This is a genomic window from Cupriavidus sp. SW-Y-13 (genome assembly GCF_009793345.1).
Lineage (GTDB): Bacteria > Pseudomonadota > Gammaproteobacteria > Burkholderiales > Burkholderiaceae > Cupriavidus.
In genome coordinates this window covers 1,969,511-1,991,802 of the sequence record NZ_WHLX01000002.1, presented here as the reverse complement: position 1 = coordinate 1,991,802, position 22,292 = coordinate 1,969,511, and the positions used below count along the sequence as shown (strand labels likewise).

General features: G+C 63.0%; 21 protein-coding genes. 14 read left to right on the top strand and 7 right to left on the bottom strand.

Annotation, left to right across the window (positions count from 1 at the left end):
- Window positions 1-3 precede the first annotated feature (3 nt).
- From GA566_RS24420 to GA566_RS24405, 4 genes are all read right to left on the bottom strand, one after another.
- Window positions 4-1,227: an FAD-binding oxidoreductase gene (locus tag GA566_RS24420; protein ID WP_160474281.1), complete on the bottom strand. Its 1,224-nt coding sequence runs from the start codon at window positions 1,225-1,227 to the stop codon at window positions 4-6.
- A gap of 323 nt (window positions 1,228-1,550) precedes the next feature.
- Window positions 1,551-2,642: a porin gene (locus tag GA566_RS24415; protein WP_160474280.1), complete on the bottom strand. Its 1,092-nt coding sequence runs from the start codon at window positions 2,640-2,642 to the stop codon at window positions 1,551-1,553.
- Between the two features lie 45 nt (window positions 2,643-2,687).
- Window positions 2,688-3,713 (bottom strand): amidohydrolase family protein, encoded by a 1,026-nt coding sequence (locus GA566_RS24410; RefSeq protein ID WP_160474279.1) that lies wholly within the window; start codon window positions 3,711-3,713, stop codon window positions 2,688-2,690.
- Window positions 3,714-3,722: 9 nt separating this feature from the next.
- Window positions 3,723-4,856: a 4-oxalomesaconate tautomerase gene (locus GA566_RS24405; protein WP_137927804.1), complete on the bottom strand. Its 1,134-nt coding sequence runs from the start codon at window positions 4,854-4,856 to the stop codon at window positions 3,723-3,725.
- Window positions 4,857-4,986: 130 nt separating this feature from the next.
- Here GA566_RS24405 and GA566_RS24400 point away from each other — a divergent pair, with 130 nt between their 5' ends.
- The 4 genes from GA566_RS24400 (at window position 4,987) to GA566_RS24385 (ending at window position 9,545) form a co-directional block, all read left to right on the top strand.
- Window positions 4,987-6,207 (top strand): LysR family transcriptional regulator, encoded by a 1,221-nt coding sequence (locus GA566_RS24400; protein WP_137927805.1) that lies wholly within the window; start codon window positions 4,987-4,989, stop codon window positions 6,205-6,207.
- A gap of 167 nt (window positions 6,208-6,374) precedes the next feature.
- Window positions 6,375-7,703, top strand: coding sequence for an aromatic acid/H+ symport family MFS transporter (locus GA566_RS24395; RefSeq protein WP_160474278.1), 1,329 nt, complete (start codon window positions 6,375-6,377; stop codon window positions 7,701-7,703).
- Between the two features lie 21 nt (window positions 7,704-7,724).
- Window positions 7,725-9,023, top strand: coding sequence for a gallate dioxygenase (locus GA566_RS24390; protein ID WP_160474277.1), 1,299 nt, complete (start codon window positions 7,725-7,727; stop codon window positions 9,021-9,023).
- A 99-nt stretch (window positions 9,024-9,122) separates the two neighbouring features.
- Window positions 9,123-9,545, top strand: a complete 423-nt coding sequence (locus tag GA566_RS24385) for a rubredoxin (protein WP_160474276.1) — start codon at window positions 9,123-9,125, stop codon at window positions 9,543-9,545.
- A gap of 4 nt (window positions 9,546-9,549) precedes the next feature.
- Here GA566_RS24385 and GA566_RS24380 read toward each other — a convergent pair whose 3' ends face one another.
- Window positions 9,550-11,235: a sigma-54-dependent Fis family transcriptional regulator gene (locus GA566_RS24380; protein ID WP_237380624.1), complete on the bottom strand. Its 1,686-nt coding sequence runs from the start codon at window positions 11,233-11,235 to the stop codon at window positions 9,550-9,552.
- Window positions 11,236-11,574: 339 nt separating this feature from the next.
- Here GA566_RS24380 and GA566_RS24375 point away from each other — a divergent pair, with 339 nt between their 5' ends.
- The 7 genes from GA566_RS24375 to catA are packed head-to-tail and all read left to right on the top strand — an operon-like array spanning window position 11,575 to window position 17,070.
- Window positions 11,575-11,763 (top strand): phenol hydroxylase subunit, encoded by a 189-nt coding sequence (locus GA566_RS24375; RefSeq protein WP_160474275.1) that lies wholly within the window; start codon window positions 11,575-11,577, stop codon window positions 11,761-11,763.
- Window positions 11,764-11,790: 27 nt separating this feature from the next.
- On the top strand, window positions 11,791-12,810 hold the full coding sequence (locus GA566_RS24370) for an aromatic/alkene monooxygenase hydroxylase subunit beta (RefSeq protein ID WP_160474274.1): 1,020 nt from the start codon (window positions 11,791-11,793) through the stop codon (window positions 12,808-12,810).
- The gene (locus GA566_RS24365; RefSeq protein WP_137927810.1) at window positions 12,803-13,075 is read left to right on the top strand and encodes an MmoB/DmpM family protein; all 273 of its coding nucleotides are present in this window, start codon (window positions 12,803-12,805) and stop codon (window positions 13,073-13,075) included. The genes GA566_RS24370 and GA566_RS24365 overlap by 8 nt, the downstream gene beginning before the upstream one ends.
- 25 nt (window positions 13,076-13,100) lie before the next feature.
- Window positions 13,101-14,636, top strand: a complete 1,536-nt coding sequence (locus tag GA566_RS24360; RefSeq protein WP_160474273.1) for an aromatic/alkene/methane monooxygenase hydroxylase/oxygenase subunit alpha — start codon at window positions 13,101-13,103, stop codon at window positions 14,634-14,636.
- Between the two features lie 42 nt (window positions 14,637-14,678).
- On the top strand, window positions 14,679-15,041 hold the full coding sequence (locus tag GA566_RS24355; RefSeq protein ID WP_137927812.1) for a phenol hydroxylase subunit P4: 363 nt from the start codon (window positions 14,679-14,681) through the stop codon (window positions 15,039-15,041).
- A gap of 18 nt (window positions 15,042-15,059) precedes the next feature.
- A complete protein-coding gene (locus tag GA566_RS24350; RefSeq protein WP_160474272.1) occupies window positions 15,060-16,121 on the top strand; it encodes an NADH:ubiquinone reductase (Na(+)-transporting) subunit F in 1,062 nt (353 codons plus the stop codon).
- A 31-nt stretch (window positions 16,122-16,152) separates the two neighbouring features.
- Window positions 16,153-17,070 (top strand): catechol 1,2-dioxygenase, encoded by a 918-nt coding sequence (gene catA, locus GA566_RS24345; protein ID WP_137927814.1) that lies wholly within the window; start codon window positions 16,153-16,155, stop codon window positions 17,068-17,070.
- An 11-nt stretch (window positions 17,071-17,081) separates the two neighbouring features.
- Here the strand turns inward: catA and GA566_RS24340 are convergent, their stop codons facing one another.
- Both GA566_RS24340 and GA566_RS24335 read right to left on the bottom strand, forming a co-directional pair.
- Window positions 17,082-17,435: a DUF1428 domain-containing protein gene (locus tag GA566_RS24340; RefSeq protein ID WP_137927815.1), complete on the bottom strand. Its 354-nt coding sequence runs from the start codon at window positions 17,433-17,435 to the stop codon at window positions 17,082-17,084.
- Between the two features lie 109 nt (window positions 17,436-17,544).
- The gene (locus GA566_RS24335) at window positions 17,545-17,853 is read right to left on the bottom strand and encodes a DUF1272 domain-containing protein (protein ID WP_137927816.1); all 309 of its coding nucleotides are present in this window, start codon (window positions 17,851-17,853) and stop codon (window positions 17,545-17,547) included.
- A 70-nt stretch (window positions 17,854-17,923) separates the two neighbouring features.
- On the opposite strand from GA566_RS24335, the gene GA566_RS24330 reads away from it, so the two are divergent.
- From GA566_RS24330 to GA566_RS24320, 3 genes are all read left to right on the top strand, one after another.
- Window positions 17,924-18,982 (top strand): diguanylate cyclase domain-containing protein, encoded by a 1,059-nt coding sequence (locus GA566_RS24330; protein WP_137927817.1) that lies wholly within the window; start codon window positions 17,924-17,926, stop codon window positions 18,980-18,982.
- Window positions 18,979-19,536 (top strand): GNAT family N-acetyltransferase, encoded by a 558-nt coding sequence (locus GA566_RS24325; RefSeq protein WP_160474271.1) that lies wholly within the window; start codon window positions 18,979-18,981, stop codon window positions 19,534-19,536. The genes GA566_RS24330 and GA566_RS24325 overlap by 4 nt, the downstream gene beginning before the upstream one ends.
- 188 nt (window positions 19,537-19,724) lie before the next feature.
- On the top strand, window positions 19,725-22,217 hold the full coding sequence (locus GA566_RS24320; protein WP_160474270.1) for a GGDEF and EAL domain-containing protein: 2,493 nt from the start codon (window positions 19,725-19,727) through the stop codon (window positions 22,215-22,217).
- Window positions 22,218-22,292 lie beyond the last annotated feature (75 nt).

The window sequence follows — 22,292 nt, the reverse complement described above, 5'->3', positions numbered from 1 at the left end:
ATGTCACGCGCCCAGCAACGCACCGGCAATGCGCTCGGCGGTATTGATCGAATCGGTCAGTCCCAGATGTCCATGGCCCACGGCGAGCCAGAGGTGACGCTGACCCGGCGCCGCGCCAATCACCGGTACCGAGTCGGGCATGCAGGGGCGATGGCCCATCCACGTAGTCACGGGGCGACCATCGAGTCCATGGAATGTCTCGCGCGCAATGCGTTCGAGAATCGCGGATCGACGCGGATCGGGCGGACGTTTCAGTCCCGCAAACTCCACGGTGCCGCCCACGCGCAACCCACCTTCCATCGGCGTGACAAAGATCTTCTGATCGGTCAGCACGACCGTGCGCGAAACGATGTCGCGCGCGCCGGTGAACTGTACGTGATAGCCGCGCTGGCTTTCGAGATGCAGCCGCACGCCAAGCGGATCGAGCAGCTTGCGCGACCATGCACCGGCAGCCACCACCACATGATCAAAGGTGTGCGTACCCTTCGTACCCGTGACGGTCCAGCGTTCGCCATCGCGTTGCAGCGTTTGCACGTCGTCACGCAGGAAGTCTCCGCCACGGTTGATGAACGCGGCGGAAACGGCTTGCGTATAGCGCGCAGGGTTGAGGATCGTGGCGTGATCGGCCAGGTAGATGGCGGATTGATAGTGCGGCGCAACACCGGGTTCCAGCGCGTCGATGCACGCACGGTCGAGCCGCTCGAAACGGAATCCGAAGCGCTCACGCAACTGCCACGCCGCGTTGTCATCGGCCAGCGCCTGCGCATCGCGATACAGATGCAGATGGCCGCGCCGCAGGAAGAGTTCCGGCACGCCCACTTCGCGCGTGAGCGCCTCGTGCTTGTCGATGGACCCAGCGTGCAGCGCGGCGAGCGTGCTGGCCGCCTGCTCCACGCGATCCGGCGAAGCCGACAGCACGAAGCGTGTCAGCCACGACGCCGCCGCAGGCAGATAGCCGAGCCGCAAATGCAATGGGCTATCGGGATCGACCAGCATCTTCGGCACCGACGCCAAGACGCCGGGCATCGCCAGCGGCGCAATGGAACTGACGCTGATCGCGCCGGAGTTGCCAAAGCTGCAACCGCTGGCCGGCCCTTCGCGATCGATCAGCGTCACCGCAGCACCACGCTTTCGTAGCGTCAGCGCGATGCAACTGCCGACGATGCCGGCACCAATCACCGCGACACGCACGGCGGAACTTTCAGAGGAGGGAGTGGGAGCGCTCATGGCGCGAAACGGTACTGCCGATTGCGCCGCAGGGCAAGAGGGCGCGCCAGGATGGTGCATGCGCGAGTGTGTCACGCGCGATGGCGGCCGAGAAGAAAAAAGCGGGAGGTAGAAAAAATGTTGGCCCGCACAAGGCGGGCCAATCGACCTAGAGTCATCACCGGTATATACATCCGGGAGAGGACAGATTAGGGCAGTGATGCGATTGTGCATCAGTCGATCCCTCGTCGCAACGGTGCCAGATCAAACACGACAAAAAAACCCACGCGCCGCCAGCACTGACGGGGCGTGGGAAGCAGAGCACCCTGCGTGCCGAAACAGGGTCAGAAGGTGTGTTTGATGCCGACCATCGCGCCGAGCTGCGAGCCGCCGGCCACGGGTGAGGCGCCGGTGGATGCGCTGTCCACGGAGAGGGCGAGGTTGCCGTTGTTGTTGATGTAGCCGAGTGTCGAGTAGACAGAGGTGCGCTTGGAGAACGCGTAGCTGGCGCGGACGGCGCCGAGCCAGGCGCGGTCCGAGCTGTGGCGATAGTCGAGGTAGAACGCCTCGCCAGACAGCGTGATTTGCGGCGTGATGTCGTAGGCCAGCCCCGCGTAGTACATATTGCTGCGCGGTGTGGCGAGCGCGCCGTTGCGGCGGGCAAGTATGCCGGCGCCGACCTTGGCATGGCCGACGAGCATGTAGCCGCCGAGCGTGGCGCGATCATCCTTCAACTCGCTCGACGTCAGACCGCCGAATGCACCGGGGCCGCCGCGCAGGGAATCGTACGCGCCCAGAATGCCCCACCAGTTGGTTTCATAGCCGAGCATCGCCGACCATTCGCGGCACGCGGATTTGTCCGCGGCGTTCTCTCCGGCGCAGTTCGTGCCGGACGGGCTCGGTCCCGCGTTCACGCTATCGCGCCCGAAGCTGTAGGTGGCGCCCACCGTGAAGCCGCCGAATTTGCCCTTGTAGGCGATGGCGTTGTCTGCGCGTGCATTGGGCAGGTAGCTGTCGAGCGAACTGGAGCCGTAGGCGTTGGGTCCGAGGATGTCAGTGTCGAGCATGGCCCAGAACATCATCGTGTACTGGCGTCCCAGACTGACCTGTCCCCAGTTGCCGCTCAACCCTACCCATGCTTGCCGGCCGAACAGTCGTCCACCTTGGTTCGTCACGCCGCTGTCGGGCGCGAAGCCCGATTCGAGTACGAAATTGGCCTTGAGGCCGCTGCCCAGGTCCTCGGTGCCACGCAGGCCCCAGCGTGACGGTACGGTGCCGCTCAGGTTGGCCATCTTCACCACGGAATTGCTGGCCGTGCCGACGTGATTCAGATACTCGATGCCGGTATCCACGACGCCATAGAGCGTCACGGACTGGGCCTGTGCGATGGCGGGCAAGCCAAGCGCGATGGACAACGCCAGGTGGCGCAGTTTCATTTCTCTCTCCTCCGTTGATTTTTTTCTGGATGAATCGATCGGTTGCTACATGCCGCGCACCTTCAATTGCGCGTCCAGGCGCGGATATACGCGTCGTGCGTTGCCTTCGAAGATCAGATGGCGGTCTTCATCCGATAGCGCGGCATGCTCGACATAGCGGCGCGTGTCGTCGTAGTAGTGGCCGGTCTCGGGATCGATGCCACGCACCGCGCCAATCATTTCCGAGGCGAACAACACGTTGCGCACGGGAATCACGCGTGTCAGCAGATCGATGCCGGGCTGGTGATAGACGCAGGTATCGAAGAACACGTTGTTCAGCAAGTGATCCTGCAGCGGTGGCAGCTTGAGTTCCTGCGCCAGCCCACGGAAGCGGCCCCAGTGATACGGCACCGCGCCGCCGCCATGCGGAATCACGAACTTCAACGTGGGAAAGCGCTGGAACAGGTTGCTGGTCAGCACCTGCATGAACGCTGTGGTATCCGCGTTAAGGTAGTGCGCCCCCGTGGTGTGGAAGCACGCGTTGCAACTCGTGCTGACGTGGATCATCGCGGGCACGTCCAGCTCCACCATCTTTTCGTAGATCGGGAACCAGTGCGGGTCCGAGAGCGGTGGCGAGGTCCAGTGTCCGCCAGACGGATCGGGATTCAGGTTCACGCCGACGAATCCGTATTCACGCACGCAGCGCTCGAGTTCGGCCACGCATGTGCGCGTATCCACACCGGGCGACTGCGGCAGCATGGCCGCACCCACGAAATGCTTGGGATATAGCTGCGCCACGCGATGGCAGAGCATGTTGCAGATGGCCGCCCATGTGGCGCTGGTTTCTGCATTGCCGATGTGGTGTGCCATGAACGAGGCGCGCGGCGAAAAGATCGTCAGGTCCGCGCCGCGCTCGCGCATCAGACGTAGCTGGTTGCCTTCGATAGCGTCGCGCAGTTCATCGTCGGAGATGCGCAGGTCGTCGATGGAAGGCGCGAGCTCCGGCGCAGTCAGGCTGGCGATCTGGCGTTGGCGCCAGGCTTCGAGGGACGCAGGGGCCGTAGTGAAATGGCCGTGGCAATCGATGATCATGAACAGGTGTCAGTCAGGCCAGACGCTGGATGGCACCAGCACCTCGCCGCGCATGATGGGACGCGCCGTACGGACCAGCGCGCTGCGGAGAATCGCTCCGGGACGCGCCGGATCGGTTTCGAGTTCGACGGTGAAGGCGCCGGTGGGATGCTCCACGCCAATCGTATGGATCGGGCCGGCGTCGATCACGGCGACACCTTCGGCGACGGTGCCGGGCAACACGCATGCGGTGCCGACCGTGATTGCCGCCAGCACGCCAATCGCGTCGTGACAAACGCGAGGGATAAAACAGCGCGTGGAAAGGCTGCCGCCATCGCGCGGCGATGCGATCAGGCACATCTTGGGATAGTTCTTGCTGGCGACGTTGCCGAGTCCCATGGCCTCGCCCGCCACGATCCGCAATGCTTCGATGCGCTGCTTCAGCACAGTATCGGCATTGAGATCGGCCACGGCCTCGCGCGCGGTGCGGTCCAGATCGGCGGCGCGAATCAGCACCATCGGCATGCCGTTGTCGATCAGCGTGGCGGTCACGCTGAAAGGCTTGCCGCTGCGCGGATCGGGGATCGTCAACGTATCGATGGCGTTGCCAGTGGGCAGCATCGCGCGGCAGACAGAACCAGCGGTATCGAGGAAATCGATCACGATGGGCGCAGCAGTGCCGGGCACGCCGTCGATGCGCGCATCGCCACCGAAACGTGGCTTGCCTTGCGGCGTCTGCATCGTGATATCGCAAAGCATGCCCGTGTTGCGTGTGTGGACGCGGGCACGCGTGACATCGCCCTGCGGCGTGATGAGGCCGCGCTCGATGGCGAAGGGCAGCACGGCGGCCAGCATATTGCCGCAGTTGGGCGTGGTGTCCACGGTGTCGCCATTCGGCTGTAGCTGCGCGAACGTGAAGTCGAGATCGGCATGCCCCGGCGTGCCGCGCGAGACGATACCGGCCTTGCTGGTCAGCGGATGTGCGCCGCCGAGTCCATCGATCTGTCGGGGATCGGGACTGCCCATCGCGGCCAGCAACACGCGGTCGCGCGTGGCAATGTCCTGCGGCAGATCGCTGGCCAGAAAGAATGGTCCGCGCGACGTGCCACCCCGCATCAGGGTGCAGGAAATGGCGCGCAGATCGGATTCTCGGCAGGGCGTCATGGCGTGGTGCAAGGTCGTTCAGTGCTCGCAAGTATCAGCGTCCGCTACAAATCCTTGGTTGCGATGTCGCGGGACAATTGTTCTAATCTGCTTATCGCGGGGACAAGAACAGAACGAGAAAGAGAACGACATGGAGACAGTCAGCCTGCATCACCTTCACGTCTTTGCCGGTGTGGCGGCGGCCGGCGGCGTGCGCCGCTCGTCTGAAACGCTGCATCGGGCATCGTCCGCCATCGCGCGTTCGGTGGCGGCGCTGGAGCAGACGCTTGGCGTGGCGCTGTTCGAGCGCAAGGGGCGCGGCATGTTGCTGACGCGCGCCGGAGAGATCGTGCTGGAGCGGGCGCGCCATATCGAGGCGGCGTTGCGCGAGGTGCGCGAGGAAGCCGTGCGGCTGCGCACGCGGCCCGGTGTCACGGTGGCGAGTCTGGAAGCCCTGCACAACGAACGTCGGCTCGAAGTGGCGGCGTTGCTGGCCGAAGTCCATCACATGCCCAGCGTTGCCGCGTCGATTGGCGTCTCGCAATCGGCCGTCAGTCAGGCGATATCGCGTCTTGAAGATGCACTGGGCCAGCCCATCTTCACGCGCACGGCGCGCGGCATGGTCCCGACCGACGTGGGGAGCCGTTGGGTGGTGCGCTTCGAGCGTGCGCTGGCGGATCTGCGTCACATTCGCGCCGATATCGCCGCGTTGCAGGGGGTGCTCGTAGGCGCTGTCACTATCGGCGCGTTGCCGCTGGGCCGTACGTTGCTGCTGCCGATGGCGATTGCCGATGTACATAGTCGCCACCCGCGCCTGTCCTTCGAGACCCTGGAAAGTCCCTATGAGGAACTGACAGCGGGCCTGCTCAGTGGACGTATCGATTTCATTCTCGGCGCACTACGTCCGCATCCTTCACAGGGGCTTGCCACGGAAGTGCTGTTTGCCGACCGCATCGCGCTGATCGCGCGCGCATCGCATCCACTGGCCGGAAGGAAGCGGCTCAAACTGGAACACCTGGCGCCCTATCCATGGGTGTTGTCGCGTGCCGCATCACCATCGCGGCAGGCACTCGATGGCGTGTTCGCCTCACGCGGGCTTGCGCTGCCGCAGCCGCTGGTGGAAACCGGCGATCTGGCGCTGGTACGCGGTCTATTGCTGCAGGGCGATATGGTGACCGCGCTGTCCGCACACCAGTTGCGTCACGAGATCGACGCAGGATGGCTGCGCGAGCTGGATCTGCCTCTGCGCGACACCACGCGCAGCATCGGTATCACCACGCGCGCCGGTGCACGGCTGTCGCCGGGTGCCGATGCCCTGATCGCCGCGCTGCGACAGGCGAGCCAATCCATGGAAACCCCAACCGATAAGTAAAAGGCAACGCAGCGCGCCCCACAAAGCAATACTGCGAATCCTGCCAAAACGTAGACTGCCGTTGCCATGTGCAAGGGGGTGCATGGCCGGCCGCGCTCGCGGCGATTAGAGATTTGATAACGAGAATCCGCTGCGTACGGCGCGGCGGAACGCCAGGAGACGGCACGATGACAACCCAACGGCTCGATATTCGAGAGCATATCAACGAACGAAAGATGTCCGGCTACCAGTGGCTGCTGCTGGTGCTGTGCTTTTTGATTGTGGCCACCGATGGCATCGACGTGGCGATCATGGGCTTTCTGGCACCGGACATCACCCGCGAATGGGGGATCTCGAAAGCGGCCTTCGGTCTGGTGATGAGCGCGGCACCGCTCGGTCTCGCAGCCGGTGCGCTGATGGTGGGACCGCTGTCCGACCGCTTTGGCCGCAAGAAGCTGCTGCTGGTATCGATCTTCCTGTTCGGCCTGTTCAACCTGCTGTGTGCTTTCGCGGATAGCGTGGCCACGCTGTCGCTGCTGCGCTTTCTGACGGGCCTGGGCCTGGGTGCTGCCATGCCCAGCACCACGACGCTGCTGTCCGAGTATGTGCCCGAGCGTTCGCGCAGCATGTTGCTGGCCACGATGTTCACGGGTTTCAACCTCGGTTCGGCACTGGTGGGTTTTGGTGCCGCCGCGATTCTTCCGCATCATGGCTGGCGCGCAGTGCTGATCGTCGGCGGTGCGATTCCGCTGATCTGCCTGCCGTTCTACATGCTGCTGATTCCGGAGTCGGTGCGTTACATGGTGGTGCGCAACGCGTCGCCGGATCGTATCGCCCGCACGCTGCGTCGCGTAGTGGGCAGCAATATTGCCGATGGCACCACGTTCACGCTCAGCGAGCCGCCGGTGTCTGGCAAGCAGCCGGTGCGCACGCTGCTGTCGTCGGGCTTCCGCAGCATGACGCTGGCGTTGTGGGCCACGTATTTCATGGGCCTGCTGGTGATCTACCTGCTGAGTGGATGGCTGCCCACGCTGATCAAGGATGCCGGCCTGCCGATCGAGCGCGCGGCCAATCTCACGGCGTTGTTCCAGTTGGGCGGCACCGTTGGTGCGCTCGTGGTGGGTTACTGCATGGACCGCTTCGCACCGAACCGCGTGATCGGCGTATCGTATGTGATGGGGGCGGTGTTTATCCTGCTGCTGGCATCGGGCAGCGTCACATCGTCGATGTTCGCCGCATACGTGCTGCTGGCGGGCTTCTGCATGAGCGGTGCGCAAACCGGTCTCAACGCCTTCGCACCGCAGTGCTATCCCACGCCGGTGCGCGCCACGGGTGTGAGCTGGATGCTCGGCATCGGTCGCTTTGGCAGCATTACCGGTTCGATGGCAGGCGGCGTGCTGTTGTCGATGGGATGGACGTTCAGTGCCGTGATTGCCGTGCTGGCCATTCCCGCCACGCTCGCAGCCATTTCCATTGTTTCGACCCGGAAGGCACAACCGCATCCGGTCACGGCTTGAAGTTGTTACGGTAGAAAAGACATGGCAAGGATTATCGGCGCGATCGCGTCATCCCATACGCCCACCATCGGCTTCGCGCTCGATGCGGGCAAGCAGCAGGACCCCGCGTGGGCGCCGATTTTCGCGGCCTATGCGCCAGTCAGCGAATGGCTGGCGCAGAAGCAGCCCGACGTGTTGCTGGTGATCTACAACGATCACGTCACGTCGTTCTTCTTCGATCACTACTCGGCGTTTGCACTGGGCATCGGCGAACAATATGAAGCGGCTGACGAAGGCGGCGGCCCACGTGCGTTGCCGCCTGCGCGCGGACACGTTGCGCTGGCGCGGCACGTGGGCGCATCGCTCGTGGCCGACGAGTTCGACATGTCGTTCTTCCAGGACAAGGCGCTCGATCACGGATGCTTCTCGCCGATGTCGGTGATGCTGCCGCACGATGGCGAATGGCCGGTCAAGATCCTGCCGCTGCAAGTCGGCGTGCTGCAATTCCCGGCACCCACGGCGCGACGCTGCTTCAAGCTCGGCCAGGCCATCCGCCGTGCGGTAGAGAGCTTCCCCGAGGATATCAAGGTGGCCGTGGTGGCAACGGGTGGCTTGTCGCACCAGGTGCATGGCGAGCGCGCGGGCTTCAACAACACCGCGTGGGATCACGAGTTTCTCGACCGCTTCGAGCGCGAGCCCGAGACGCTGCTCGACATCACGCATGCCGAGTTTGCCAAGCGCGGTGGTTTCGAGAGCGCCGAGGTCGTGATGTGGATGGTGATGCGCGGAGCGATGGGTCAACACGTGCGGTGCTTGCATCGCGACTACTACCTGCCGTCGATGACGGGCATCGCGGTGGCGGTGTACGAGGATGCCGAGACGGAAAGCGATGCAGCGATTGCCGATCGCGCGGCAATCCAGCGCGAACGTATCGGTCATCAATTGAAGGGTATCGAGGCGCTCGAAGGCACGTACCCGTTCACGCTGGAGACCAGCGTGCGCGCGTATCGGATCAATCGCTATCTGCATCAACTGATCGATCCCGAATTCCGCGAGCGCTTCCGCAATGATCCCGTTGCCACGTATGAGGAAGCCAAGCTGAACGATGAGGAACGCGATCTCATCACGCGGCGCGACTGGCGCGGCATGATTCATTACGGCGTCATCTTCTTCCTGCTGGAGAAGCTCGGTGCCGTCAGCGGTGTGTCGAACCTGCACATCTATGCGGCCATGCGCGGACAGTCGCTGGAAGATTTCCAGAAGACGCGTAACGCACCCGGTGCGCTGTATTCGGTGGCGGGTGGGCAGGTGAGCAGCAGCTTCTCGCAAGGAAAGACCTGAAGGCTTCTTGTGACGAGATGACACGCAGGTCACTTGAAGTTCAGGAAAACGGCGCCATATACGGCGCTGTTTTCTTTTCTACTCTGCACTCGCCCCCGCATGTACACGAAAGGCACTTCCGTCGAACTTCAGTTTTCTCCGCAACGCCTGAACGATGGCGCTGGCGATCCGTATTGGGTCGATCTCTCGCTGGAGGAAGCCCAGGCCCTGCTGGAGCGCCTGCAAAGCCATCTGGCCCGCGCCACCGAAGGCACCGCCGCACCGCTCGTCTTCAGCCTCGAAGATCCGGCCGGCGACAAGGCCGCGAGCAGCGCAGGTAACACTGCGCAAAGCGAAGCGCCCGCCGTCGAGACCGAATTCAAGCAGTGGGTGTGCATCATCTGCGGCTGGGTCTACGACGAAGCGGCGGGCTGGCCCGAGGATGGCATCGCACCCGGCACGCGCTGGGAAGACATCCCCAACGACTGGCGCTGCCCGGAGTGCGATGTCGGCAAGGAAGACTTCGCGATGGTGGAGTTCTGAGCGCTTAAGCGTCTTTCTTCAATCGATAAGCCAGTTGTGGCCGCGTGATGCCGAGCATGCGCGCGGCCGACGACAGGTTGCCGCGCGTGGTTGTCATGGCAAGTTGCATCAGCTTTGCCTCGATCTGCGGCAACGATAGTCCCTGGTTCAGCAGTCGCTCGATCTGCGCATCGGTATCTTCTCCGGCATCCGGGCAGTCTGCGCCGGCCTGCTGGCTCGCGAACAGGTGTGGCACATCGATCATGCCCGTGGGCGACGCCAGCAGCACGCCACGCTCGATCATGTTTTCGAGTTCGCGGATATTGCCGGGCCACGGATATTGCGTGAGCGCGTCGCGTGCGCGGCCCGTCAGGCCGCGCACCTGCTTCTGATAGCGCGCGTTGAAACGCGTGATGAACGCCTGTGCCAGTTCCGGAATATCGTCCTTGCGCTCGCGTAATGCGGGGATCGACACGGGATACGTACTGATCCGATAGAACAGGTCTGCGCGAAACTGCCCCAGCTTGATCGCCTGTGCCAGGTTCACGTTGGTCGCAGCAATCAGCCGTACGTTGACCTTGCGTGCTTCCACACCGCCCAGTCGTTCCACCTCGTTGTTTTGCAACACGCGCAGCAGTTTGACCTGCGCGGCGAGTGGCAGGTCGCCGATCTCATCGAGAAAGAGCGTGCCGCCATGCGCGCGCTCGAAGCGTCCCGGACGCGATTGCTGCGCACCGGTGTAGGCGCCTTTCTCCACGCCAAACAGTTCGGATTCGATCAGTTCATGCGGAATCGCCGCGCAGTTCACTGCAATGAACGGCTGCTCGCGACGCGGGCCGTTGTCATGCAGCCAGCGCGCAAACATCTCCTTGCCCGCACCGGTTTCGCCAGTCAACAGCACGGTGATGTGGCTGTCGGCGGCGGCGGACAATAGCGCGAATGCCTCGCGGAATGCAGGCGACTGGCCAATCAGATTGCCCTGGTTGGCACCGCACAGCGTTTCGCGCAACGTGCTGACTTCTTGTTGCAGCGAGAGCAGATCGCTGATGACGGAATCGGGTTCGAAGTATTTCAGATACTCGGCATCGTCCCATGCCTCGGCGGGCTTGCCGACAATGCGGCACTGTTCATCGCCACGCCGTGCGCACTCGGTTTCCTTGTAGATGACCAGCCGATCCATGAAGGTGCTCGAATAGCCCGATGCATAGCCAAGCTGCACCCAGCAGCCAGCTTCTTCGCGGCTGAGTTCTTCATTGAACGGCGCTTCGCCTTCCCACGAATCCTTCCAGAGAAACTCGCCGTAGAAGTGGCCGGTGTCGCGGTCCACTTCCAGCCGCACCGGTTCCACGCGCGTGACGCCTTCGAGCATATGCAGTTGCGGACCCCACAGGAATGCCTCGTGCGGGGAACTGGCGAGTTCTTCCTTGCGTTCGCGCTTGACCATCTCGGCGTCGCGCATGCCTTGCGCATAGCCCATGCGGATCAGCAGACCCTTGCCGCGTTCCAGGCCAAGGGTGTCCAGAATCTCGCGGCGCAGATAGCTCAGCGCTTCCGTATGCATCAGCACCATGCGCGATTCGCCCAGGCGGATCTGCGCGGCCTTGGCATCGATCGTCAGAAGCGATGCGAGGTCGAAAAGATCCGGTCCCGAGGACGGCGCTTCAGAGGGTTCTTGCAGGGGTTGTTCGGGCAGCTTGGGGGGCGTTGTCATCCTCTCACTCCGGAGTTCATGCGGACGTTTTCTGGCGAAACGCCTCGGTTTTCCGCAAGCCTAGCATGCGCCTTTCTATCGCCGCATAGGGGCAAATGCGACTCCTCGCATCAATGCTGCGGCGCAGCGAATGCCGATTTGATCATTTGATGAAATCGGCCCTGATCACCTCATCAAATGATCAAGCAGCCTTGCGCTCCGGCATCGCAAGGAATCGGCCGCAAAGCCTTGTGCCACAACGCTTCTCGTCAGCTGGCACGCCGCTCGCTATAGGTCCTGCACAAGACTTCAAAAAAAATGCGCCGCCAAACGGCGCGTGCAACGCAACCGGAGCGAGACATGCCCCTTTCCCTCAAGGACCAGCGCTATGTGCGTGTGGTCGAGCGCGACGAACGCTGGGTCGAATTCGAGTTTTCGATTGGTGACCCGGCCATCTTCGTGGAGCTGGTGATGCCGCCCGCGCACTTCCAGCAGTTCTGCGTCGATCAGTCTGCGCAAACACTGCCCGCCCCGTCAGATCGTATTTGAAGCCCACAAGAACACCAGGAGACAGCCATGCAAATCGATATCCGGACCGACAGCAGCGTCAGTCCGATCCGGCAAACCTTCGCCCATATTGCGCGGCGACTCGGTGCTGACAAGCCAGCCACGCGCTATCAAGAGGCCATGTTCGACCTGCAGCCGGTGACGAGCTTTCACTATCGTCCGCTCTGGCAACCACAGTACGAACTCTACGATGCACGCCGCACCCGCGTGGTCATGCAGGACTGGTACGCGCTGAAGGACCCCCGGCAGTACTTCTACGGTGCCTACGTCAACGCCCGCGCCCGTCAGCAGGATGCGATGGAGAAGAACTTCGAGTTCGTCGAGAAGCGCGGACTGCTGGGCGCGCTACCTGCGGACGTGCGAGACGTGCTGATTACCGGTGTGGTGCCGCTGCGCCATCTGGAGTGGGCGGCGAACATGAACAACGCTGCGATTACCGCGTACGGCTTTGGCTCGGCCATCACGCAGGCGGCGATGTTCCATACGATGGATCGCCTCGGCATCGCGCAGTATCTGACGCGCCTGGGACTGGTGATCGGCGACAAGGAGGCCGTGGAGCAGGCCAAGACGGCCTGGATGGAAGACATGACGTGGCAGCCGCTGCGCCACGCCTCGGAAGACCTGCTCGTGCGCGATGACTGGTTCGAACTGCATGTGGCGCAGAACCTTGTACTTGATGGTCTCGTTTATCCACTCGTGTACCAGCAGTTCGATCGCTACCGCTCGGCCACCAACCCGGCCTTCTCGCTGGTGACGGATTTCATGGCGGTCTGGTATGCGGAGTCCACACGCTGGGTGGACGCCACGGTCAAGACGGCCGCGCAGGAAAGCCCGGAGAACGCTGCCGTCATCGCAGGGTTCGCGTTCGAATGGCTCGATCGATTCACGCACGCGCTGCGGCCCTTGTCGTTGCGGTTGTTCGGCTCGGATGGCGAGGCCGAACTGGCGAGCGCCGTCGATGCGCTGAACAAGCGACTGTCCGGCCTCGGCCTGACCCGCCAGTCCGAATCGGGAGACCACCATGAGTAACGCACCCGTGTTCATCGCCCTGCAAGCCACCGAGGACATGCGCGCCGTGATCGACGCCATCGTAGAGGACAACCCGCACGCCACGGTGCATCGCTACCCCGCCATGGTGAAGATCGACGCCCCGGGTCGACTGTCCATCCATCGCGCCAGCGTGGAAGAACGCATTGGCCGCGCGTGGGATCTGCAGGAACTGCAACTCGGCCTGATCTCGCTGGCCGGCAATATCGACGAAACCGAAGACGCATTCGTGCTCGCGTGGCACTGAGCGCGCACTGCGCAGGAGACAGACCATGACCACCACTACCGCCACCGCAGCGGCCGCACGGGCAGCCGTCAAGCCGAAGCTGTCGATCCGCGAGAAATACGCGATCCTGACGCGCGACCTGGGATGGGACACCACCTACCAGCCGATGGACCGCGTGTTCCCGCACGACAAGTTCGAAGGCATCGTGATTCACGACTGGGACGGCTGGGAAGACCCGTTCCGCCTGACCATGGATTCGTACTGGAAATTCCAGTCCGAGAAGGAACGCAAGCTCTACGCGATCATCGACGCCTTCCAGCAGAACAACGGCCAGCTCAATGTCAGCGATGCCCGCTACGTCAATGCGCTGAAGCTGTTCCTGACGGGCGTGTCGCCGCTCGAATATGCGGCGCATCGCGGCTTCGCCATGACGGGCCGCAGCCTGCGCGGCGTGGGTGCGCGCGTGGCCTGCCAGATGCAATCGATCGACGAACTGCGCCACTGCCAGACGCAGATCCACACCATCAGCCACTACAACAAGTTCTTCAACGGGTTCTCCGATTGGCGCCATCTGCATGACCGCCTCTGGTATCTGTCGGTGCCGAAGTCGTACTTCGAGGATGCCATGACGGCGGGGCCGTTCGAGTTCATCACGGCCATCTCGTTCTCGTTCGAATACGTGCTGACCAACCTGCTGTTCATGCCGTTCATGTCGGGCGCCGCGTACAACGGCGACATGGCCACGGTGACGTTCGGCTTCTCGGCGCAATCCGATGAATCGCGGCACATGACGCTGGGCTTGGAGGTGGTCAAGTTCATGCTGGAGCAGGACCCTGCCAACTTGCCGATCATCCAGAAGTGGATCGACAAGTGGTTCTGGCGCGGCTATCGGCTGTTGACGCTGGTGGCGATGATGATGGACTACATGTGTCCGAAGCGCGTGATGAGCTGGAAGGAAGCCTGGGAGATCTACTTCGAGCAGAACGGTGGCGCGCTGTTCACCGACCTGGCGCGCTATGGCATCCGCATGCCGAAGTATCACGAGCAGGCCGCCAAGGAGAAGGATCACCTCTCGCATATCGCGTGGTCGATCTTCTACAACTTCAACCATGCAGCGGCGATTCATACGTGGGTGCCCGAGCCCAATGAAATGGACTGGCTCGCGCAGAAGTACCCGGACAGTTTCGACGAACACTATCGGCCGCGCTTCGACTACTGGAAGCAGCAACAGGAAGCTGGCAAGCGCTGGACCAATCCGGGTCTGCCGATGCTGTGCCAGATCTGCCAGATTCCGATGGCCTTTACCGAGCCCGACGATCCGACGCAGATCTGCTATCGCGAGGCCGAGCACAACGGCGATCACTACCACTTCTGTTCGGATGGCTGCCGCGACATCTTCGTGGATGAACCGGAGAAGTATGTGCAGGCGTGGTTGCCGGTGCACCAGATCTTCCAGGGCAACTGCGGCGGCGCCACGCTGCCCGAGGTACTGGACTGGTATCACTTGAAGCCGGAAGACCGCGGCGACTATGCGGATTCGCCTGACCGGGCGAACTGGCAGCGCTGGACGGGCCACGAATAAGCCCGCACGCACGCACGCTCGACAAGACAACGGAGACACATCATGCCAGTCATTGCATTAGCGCCCGGCTACACGGGTGAGGTCCGCGATCGCGTGGAGAATTTTGGAGGCAACCAGCTTGTGTACTTCGGCTGGGATCAGCATCGCCTGTTCTGCAGTCCTTTCACACTGCCGTTGCCGCCTGACATGCCGTTCAGCGCGCTCGTCGATAACGTGATCGTGCCGCTGCTGGGTGCACATCCCGAAGGCGCTGTCATCGATTGGACATCAGTCCAGTGGTTGCGCGGCAACACGCCGTTCACGCCGGATGCGCAAGCCAGCCTGATCGACAACGGCCTGGGCCACAAGTCATTGCTGCGGCTGCGCACGCCGGAATTGCGCGGCATCGCCGGCTCCTGCAACTGAAGCGAGGGAGAGATTGTCATGAGCTATCAACTGACCATCGAACCGCTGGGCCAGACCATCGATGTGGCCGAGGGCCAGACGGTCCTCGACGCCTGCCTGCGTGCCGGTGTCTGGCTGCCTCATGCCTGCGGTCACGGCCTGTGCGGCACCTGCAAGGTCCAGACGCTCGACGGCGAGATCGAACACGGCGAAGCGTCGCCGTTCGCGCTGATGGACTTCGAGCGCGAGGAAGCCAAGTGCCTGGCCTGCTGCGCCACGTTGCTGTCCGACATGACCATCGAAGCGGACATCGAGCCCGATCCCGATCACGCGTGTTTGCCGCTGCTGGACTTCACGGCGGAAGTCACGCGCATCGAATCGCTGACGCCCACCATCAAGGGTGTGTTCCTGCGTATCGAAGGTGGCGAGGCCATGTGTTTCCAGCCCGGGCAGTACGTCAATGTCTGGATCGGCAAGGAAGCGGCACCGCGTGCGTTTTCGATTGCGTCGGCGCCTTCGTCCGACGAGATCGAACTAAATATCCGACTCGTACCCGGTGGCAGTGCCACCACCTACATCCACGAGCAATTGAAGGTTGGCGAGCGGCTGCAGTTGTCCGGGCCGCTGGGACGCTTCTTCGTGCGCAAGAGCGATCCGCGTCCGCTGGTGTTCATGGCCGGCGGATCGGGACTGTCGAGTCCGCGCTCGATGGTGCTGGACTTGCTCGAATCCGGCGATACGCGACAGATCGTACTGGTACAGGGCGCGCGTACCGTCGATGAACTGTATTACTGCGCGGAGTTCGCGGCGCTGGCAGAGCAGCACGACAACTTCACGTATGTACCGGTGTTGTCCGCCGAACCACAGGCCAGCACGTGGGCCGGCGAGCGTGGCTACGTGCATGACGTGGCGTCGAGCCATTTCGGCCACGACTTTCGCGGCTGGCGTGCCTACCTGTGCGGGCCGCCGCCGATGATCGAAGCCTGCATCGCCAAGCTCATGCAAGGCAGGCTGTTCGAGAAAGACATCTTCACCGAGAAGTTCCTGTCGGCCGCCGATGCCAGCCAGGCCACACGCAGTCCGCTGTTCCGTTCGCTGTAACAACGAAGACCACCCCACGAAGGAGACAACCATGGACAAGATTCAGATCGACGCGGTGCTCAACCACATCGAGGAGACCACCGGCCAGCATGCCAATCCGCGCATCGCCGCGATCGTGCACCGGATGGTGCGCGACCTGTTCTACATGATCGAAGACCTCGATGTGCAGCCCGAGGAATTCTGGTCGGGACTCAACTTCCTGGCCGAGGCGGGACGGGGTGGCGAACTGGGACTGATTGCGCCGGGACTCGGCTTCGACCATTTCCTCGATCTGCGCATGGACGAGGCCGAGGCAAAGGTGGGTATCGCGGGTGGCACGCCGCGCACCATCGAAGGGCCGCTCTATGTCGCAGGCGCACCCGTGGCCCAGGGCGCGGCGCGCCTGGACGACGGCACCGATGAAGGGGAACTGCTGTTCATGGAAGGACAGGTCAGGGACGCCAACGGCAACGCGCTGCCGGGTGCCGTGGTGGAGGTGTGGCACGCCAACTCGCTCGGCAACTACTCGCACTTCGATCCCACGCAAAGCGCATTCAACCTGCGCCGCAGCATCGTGACCGATGAGCAAGGACGCTATCGCTTCCGCAGCATCATGCCGGTGGGCTACAGCGTGCCGCCCAATGGCACGACGGATCGGCTGCTCAAGCAACTGGATCGGCATGGCACCCGCCCGGCGCACATCCACTTCTTTGTTTCCGCAAAGGGACACCGCAAGCTTACTACGCAAATCAATATCGATGGCGATCCGTTCCTGTGGGACGACTTTGCTTTCGCCACACGCGAGGGGCTGGTGCCAGCAGTGACGCGCGTGGACGATCAGGCTGCGATGCAGGCGGCCGGCGCTGACCGGCCGTTCGCGAAGATCAGTTTCGACTTCACGCTCCATGCAGACAGTGCGGGGGCACCGCAGGCGGAAGTGGCAAGGCAGCGGTCGGTGGCAACGGCCTAGGTTGCGACAGCCTAGGCGTCGACGATTACCTCGAAGCCGCCGAAGATCATGCGTTGTCCGTCGAAAGGCATCGGCTCCATGATCTCCTTGAAGCGCGCGTCCTGCATGACGGCTGCCATGCCGGCGTCGCGCTTCGCCTTGTCCGCCCACCAGATCCACGAGAACACCACGGTCTCGTCGTCCTTGCGTTTGACGGCCATCGGGAACGATGTGACCTTGCCTTCCGGCACATCGTCTCCCCAGCATTCCACCACCTTCAGCGCGCCGTGTTCCTTGAATAGCACGGCGCTCTTTTCCGCCACGTCGCGATAGGTTTCTCGTTTGTCCGTGGGCACAGCCAGCAAGAATCCGTCGATATATGCCATGGGTAGACTCCTTGATCGATGATCGATTTGGATGGGCAGGGTCTTCGAGAATAGTCCATGGAAAAGCCGTGCGACGGATACGGCATGCATCGCATTGCCGGACGCGGGGCTATCGATCCTCGGCCGGAATGTCGCGCAACGATGCCGCAAACGATGCGTGCACTGCAGCATCCACAGGCCGATGCTTGACCGTCGATGACGGCGGGTATTTGCCCACGGTGTTGCCGTTCTTCCAGTCACGGGCAGGACGCACAGGGCGCGGTGCAAAGCCGCCGCCGCAGTTCGGGCAGACGTTGCCCAGGACATTGTCCACACAATCCGCGCAGAACGTGCACTCGAAGCTGCAGATGCGGGCCTGAGTGGAGGCCGGCGGCAGGGCAGTGTTGCAGTTCTCACACGTCGGGCGCAGTTCGAGCATGGTCTCTCCTTCCTGGGAATCGGTTCGTGCCATCATAGCCGCCTTCTCTCACAGCAAGCGACTGGTTCCCATGACGACCCACGACGACCGCGACGAATCCGCCAACAGCCCCCTCAGGGCCGCCTTCCTGCGCCATGAGGAAAGCCTGGCACCTGGCGGACATCCGCCCGGCGAGCACGATACGGCGGTCTATCAGACGTTGCTGGAATCGACCAAGGCCATTCCGTGGAAGATCGACTGGGCGACGATGGAGTTTGCCTATATCGGTCCGCAGATCGAGAAACTGCTGGGATGGGCACCTTCGACATGGAAGACGGTCAATGACTGGGCAGACCGGATGCATGCCGATGACCGCGAAGCCGTGGTGAACTTTTGCGTGTCGCAATCGCAGGCGGGCACCGACCATGAAGCCGATTACCGCGCGCTGACGGCAGACGGTGGCTATGTGTGGCTGCGCGATGTGGTGCACGTGGTGCGCAAGCCGAATGGCGAGGTGGAGTCGCTGATCGGCTTCATGTTCGATATCAGCGAACGCAAGCGTACCGAAGAGAAGCTCGCGCAACTGCAGCAGGAACTGGAGCGGCTGTCGTTCACCGATGGCCTGACGGGCGTGGGCAATCGCCGCATGTTCGATGTCACGCTCGCCAACCAGTGGCAGGCGGCGGAACAGGCCGGCACACCGCTCTCGCTGATCATCACGGACATCGACTTCTTCAAGTCATTCAACGATTACTACGGCCACGTGCAAGGCGACGAATGCCTGAAGCGCGTGGCTGCCGTACTGCGCGAGGCCGTGGGCAGCGACCACTTCCTTGGCCGCTTCGGTGGCGAGGAATTTGCGATGGTGCTGGCCGATACCGATGCCGATACCGCCGTGAAAATTGCCGAGCGCTGCCGCGAATTGCTGGCCGATGCCGCGATTCCCCACTTGCGCTCGCCTTACGAGCAACGCCTCACGGCCAGCTTCGGCGTGGGAACGATCGTACCCGGTGACCGCACCGATGCCACCGCATTCGTGAACCTGATCGATGCGCAGCTCTACCACGCCAAAGACAACGGCCGGAACCGCATCGCCGCCGTGGATCGCGCGGGCATGCAGGGCGATTCGTTCAAGGTGCATTCGCGTTGAACGCCGCCGCGCCAGCGCCTACGGCGCGGCTCTGCCTGCGGGCATGGCGCGAAGCGGACCGCGTGCCCTTTCGCGCCATCAACGCAGACCCGCGCGTGATGGCATGCTTTCCTTCCACACTCGACGACGCACAGAGCGATGCGCTGTTCGACCGCATCGTTGCGCACCATGCGCAGCACGGGTTCGGACTCTGGGCGCTGGAGTTGAAGACCACATCCAGATTCATCGGCTTCACCGGCCTGGCGGTGCCGCAATGGCATCCGCCGTTCGGCCCGTGCGTGGAAATTGGCTGGCGACTCGCGCATGATCACTGGGGACACGGTTACGCTACCGAGGCCGCACGCGCCGCACTCGATTTCGGTTTCCAGGTCGTCGGCCTGAAAGAGATCGTGTCGTTCACCGCCGCCGTCAATCAACGCTCCGAGCACGTCATGCAGCGGCTCGGCATGCGGCATGACGTGGATGGCGATTTTGACCATCCGGCATTACCCGCTGGACATCGGTTGGCGCGACATGTGTTGTACAGAATGTGCGCGCCGCTCCCCTCCGATTGACCATTGCCATCATTTCGCGTGATCTATCCCACGCATCCCGCACGACTGTTGCAAATCCCATCAAAACGCCCGTCTGAATGCCGATAAACAGGCTGCCGCGAAGTGTCCATGTCGCGTAATGTCTTCGTTACACCAGTGCATCCAGGCCAGCGGGAGCGTTTTTGAATGGCTACAAGTTGCCACACGATATGAATGATCGGAGACCGAAGCACGCGCCGTCCATCCGCGCGGCATTCGACGACGTGCTCTGGCAGTTCCCACAACCTCTGCTGCTCAAGGATCGGCAGGGCAGGTGGGTGTTCGTCAACGAAGCGCTGTGCACGTTGATGCAGCGTCCAGCCGAGGAACTGCTGGGTCATGCCGATGCGCAATTGCTGGACGCATCGCGCGCCGAGCGCTATCGCGCCGTCGATCTGGAGGTGTTTGCGACGGGCGTCGGCCATGAAAGCACGGAGACGGTGCAGGGGCCCGACGGTGCGCCTCGGGTGTTGCGCACCCGCAAGCGTCTGGTGACCATGCCCGATGCGCGAGAACCACTGTTGCTGGTGTGGGTCACGGACATCACGGCATCGCAGAAGCTCGCGCAGGCACTGCGCGAAAGCGAGGAGCACTACCGGTGGGCCGTCGCGCTGAATCCGCAGATTCCATGGACCGCCGATGCAAGCGGGCAGGTAACCGAAGCCCCGCCGCGCTGGACGGAACTGACAGGCATGCCTGCCGAAGAGGCGCTGGGCGAGGGATGGGGGCGTTGTGTGCACCCCGATGACCTGCCAAGCGTGGTGGAAACATGGGTCCACGCGCTGCAGAGCCGCGAGAATTTCGATCGCGAGTATCGGGTCAGGATGGCCGATGGCAGCTATCGATGGTTTCGCGCGCGGGCAGCCCCTCGTCTGGATGCGAATGGCGCCGTGGTGCTCTGGTACGGCACGCTGGAGGATGTGGACGACCGCAAGCGCGCCAATATGGCGCTGGCCGAGCGGCGACGCGATACCGAGGCACTGGCCGCGCGTCTCTCCGCCGTACTGGAAAGCACCACCGATGCCGTGGTGCAACTCGATCATGCGTGGCGCCTGACGTATTTCAACGGCAAGGCGGGGCGGGCGATGGCGGGACGCGATCCGGCGCTGGGTCGCTCGGTGTGGGACATCTTTCCCGAGGAACGGCACGGTGTGTTCGCGCAGCAATACGCGCGCGCCGTGCAGACGCAGCGGCCGGTGGTGTTCGAGCATTACTTGCAACCACTGGAGGCGTGGTACGAGGTGCATGTGTATCCCACTGCGGAAGGGCTGTCGGTCTTCCTGCGCGATATCTCTGCACGCAAGCTTGCCGAGCAGCAGTTGATCGCCAATCAGGCGGCGCTCACGCACATGGCGCGCCATGATCCGCTGACCGGTATCGCCAACCGTCTGCTGTGGCGCGAACGGATCGGACAGACGATCGCCACGAGTTGTCCGGCCAGATGTTCCGCGCTGCTGTATATCGATCTCGATGGATTCAAGGGCGTGAACGATGCCTTCGGGCACTACGTGGGCGATATCGTGCTGCAACAGGTGGCGAAGCGATTGCTCGACTGCGTGGCGGAACCCGATGCCGTGGCGCGCATCGGTGGCGACGAGTTCGTGGTGATCCAGGAACAGGTTGCGGACCGGCAAGCTGTGGAACATCTCGCCCGGCATCTCATCTGCCAGTTGTCGCTACCGTTCCGGCTCAATGGCGAGCCTGTGACGCTGGGTGGCTGCATCGGCATCGCGATGATTCCGACCGATGGCGCCAACGCCGACGATCTGCTGCAAGCGGCCGACATGGCGCTCTATCAGGCCAAGGCCGAAGGGCCGGGCACATGCCGCTTCTTCTCGGCAGACGAAGGCGACCGCACGAAGGTGCGGCTCGAACGCAAACGCGCGCTGCATCACGCGCTGGCCGCCGGGCAATTCGAGTTGCACTACCAGCCGATCTACGACTTGCGCTCGGGACACCTGCGCAGCTTCGAAGCCCTGGTGCGATGGCGTCATCCGCTGCATGGACTGGTGTCACCCGCCGAGTTCGTTCCGCTCGCAGAAGAGACCGGACTGATCGTGCCCATTGGCGAATGGGTGCTGAGCGAAGCATGCCGGCAACTGGCGCGCTGGCCGTCGGGCATCTGCGTGGGCGTGAACCTGTCGCCGCTGCAGTTCCGGGGCCGGGCGCTCGTGGCTGCCGTGCGACGTGCGGTGGAGGAGGCTGGCGTACAGATGTCGCGCCTCGAACTGGAGATCACGGAGTCCGTCCTGCTGCGCAACGATCGCGTCAACCTGGAAATGTTGCGCGAGTTGCGCGGCATGGGCGTGCGCATCGCCATGGACGATTTCGGCACCGGCTATTCGTCGCTGAGTTACCTGCGCAGCTTCCCCTTCGACAAGATCAAACTCGACCGCTCCTTCGTATCGGACCTCGCCACCAGCAACGAATCGCGCGCGATCCTGCACGCGGTGCGCAGCCTCGGCGCAGCGTTCCGCGTGCGCACGACAGCAGAAGGTATCGAGACCCCGGAACAACTGGCGGTGGTGCGCGAGGAGGGTTACGACGAGGGGCAGGGATATTTGCTGGGCCGACCTGTCCCCGAGGAAGAGGCGCTAAAGCTGGCACGCGGCGGCGAGGTGCCGGCAGCCATGGAGGCGTGGTTTCGGGCGACGGTGGGGTAAAGCGTCTTACGTGTCGTATCGCGATCGGTTTTCTCCCCTCTCCCACGAAGTGGGAGAGGGGCGGGGGTGAGGGCA

What these genes read in the sequence shown, in the direction of transcription:
- GA566_RS24355 (WP_137927812.1), top strand. Translation starts at nt 14,679, where the DNA reads ATGCCAGTCATTGCATTAGCGCCCGGCTACACGGGTGAGGTCCGCGAT.
- catA (WP_137927814.1), top strand. Translation starts at nt 16,153, where the DNA reads ATGGACAAGATTCAGATCGACGCGGTGCTCAACCACATCGAGGAGACC.
- GA566_RS24385 (WP_160474276.1), top strand. Translation starts at nt 9,123, where the DNA reads ATGTACACGAAAGGCACTTCCGTCGAACTTCAGTTTTCTCCGCAACGC.
- GA566_RS24320 (WP_160474270.1), top strand. Translation starts at nt 19,725, where the DNA reads ATGAATGATCGGAGACCGAAGCACGCGCCGTCCATCCGCGCGGCATTC.
- GA566_RS24415 (WP_160474280.1), bottom strand. Translation starts at nt 2,642, where the DNA reads ATGAAACTGCGCCACCTGGCGTTGTCCATCGCGCTTGGCTTGCCCGCC.
- GA566_RS24395 (WP_160474278.1), top strand. Translation starts at nt 6,375, where the DNA reads ATGACAACCCAACGGCTCGATATTCGAGAGCATATCAACGAACGAAAG.
- GA566_RS24410 (WP_160474279.1), bottom strand. Translation starts at nt 3,713, where the DNA reads ATGATCATCGATTGCCACGGCCATTTCACTACGGCCCCTGCGTCCCTC.
- GA566_RS24375 (WP_160474275.1), top strand. Translation starts at nt 11,575, where the DNA reads ATGCCCCTTTCCCTCAAGGACCAGCGCTATGTGCGTGTGGTCGAGCGC.
- GA566_RS24340 (WP_137927815.1), bottom strand. Translation starts at nt 17,435, where the DNA reads ATGGCATATATCGACGGATTCTTGCTGGCTGTGCCCACGGACAAACGA.
- GA566_RS24400 (WP_137927805.1), top strand. Translation starts at nt 4,987, where the DNA reads ATGGAGACAGTCAGCCTGCATCACCTTCACGTCTTTGCCGGTGTGGCG.
- GA566_RS24420 (WP_160474281.1), bottom strand. Translation starts at nt 1,227, where the DNA reads ATGAGCGCTCCCACTCCCTCCTCTGAAAGTTCCGCCGTGCGTGTCGCG.
- GA566_RS24405 (WP_137927804.1), bottom strand. Translation starts at nt 4,856, where the DNA reads ATGACGCCCTGCCGAGAATCCGATCTGCGCGCCATTTCCTGCACCCTG.
- GA566_RS24370 (WP_160474274.1), top strand. Translation starts at nt 11,791, where the DNA reads ATGCAAATCGATATCCGGACCGACAGCAGCGTCAGTCCGATCCGGCAA.
- GA566_RS24380 (WP_237380624.1), bottom strand. Translation starts at nt 11,235, where the DNA reads ATGACAACGCCCCCCAAGCTGCCCGAACAACCCCTGCAAGAACCCTCT.
- GA566_RS24390 (WP_160474277.1), top strand. Translation starts at nt 7,725, where the DNA reads ATGGCAAGGATTATCGGCGCGATCGCGTCATCCCATACGCCCACCATC.
- GA566_RS24335 (WP_137927816.1), bottom strand. Translation starts at nt 17,853, where the DNA reads ATGCTCGAACTGCGCCCGACGTGTGAGAACTGCAACACTGCCCTGCCG.
- GA566_RS24330 (WP_137927817.1), top strand. Translation starts at nt 17,924, where the DNA reads ATGACGACCCACGACGACCGCGACGAATCCGCCAACAGCCCCCTCAGG.
- GA566_RS24360 (WP_160474273.1), top strand. Translation starts at nt 13,101, where the DNA reads ATGACCACCACTACCGCCACCGCAGCGGCCGCACGGGCAGCCGTCAAG.
- GA566_RS24350 (WP_160474272.1), top strand. Translation starts at nt 15,060, where the DNA reads ATGAGCTATCAACTGACCATCGAACCGCTGGGCCAGACCATCGATGTG.
- GA566_RS24365 (WP_137927810.1), top strand. Translation starts at nt 12,803, where the DNA reads ATGAGTAACGCACCCGTGTTCATCGCCCTGCAAGCCACCGAGGACATG.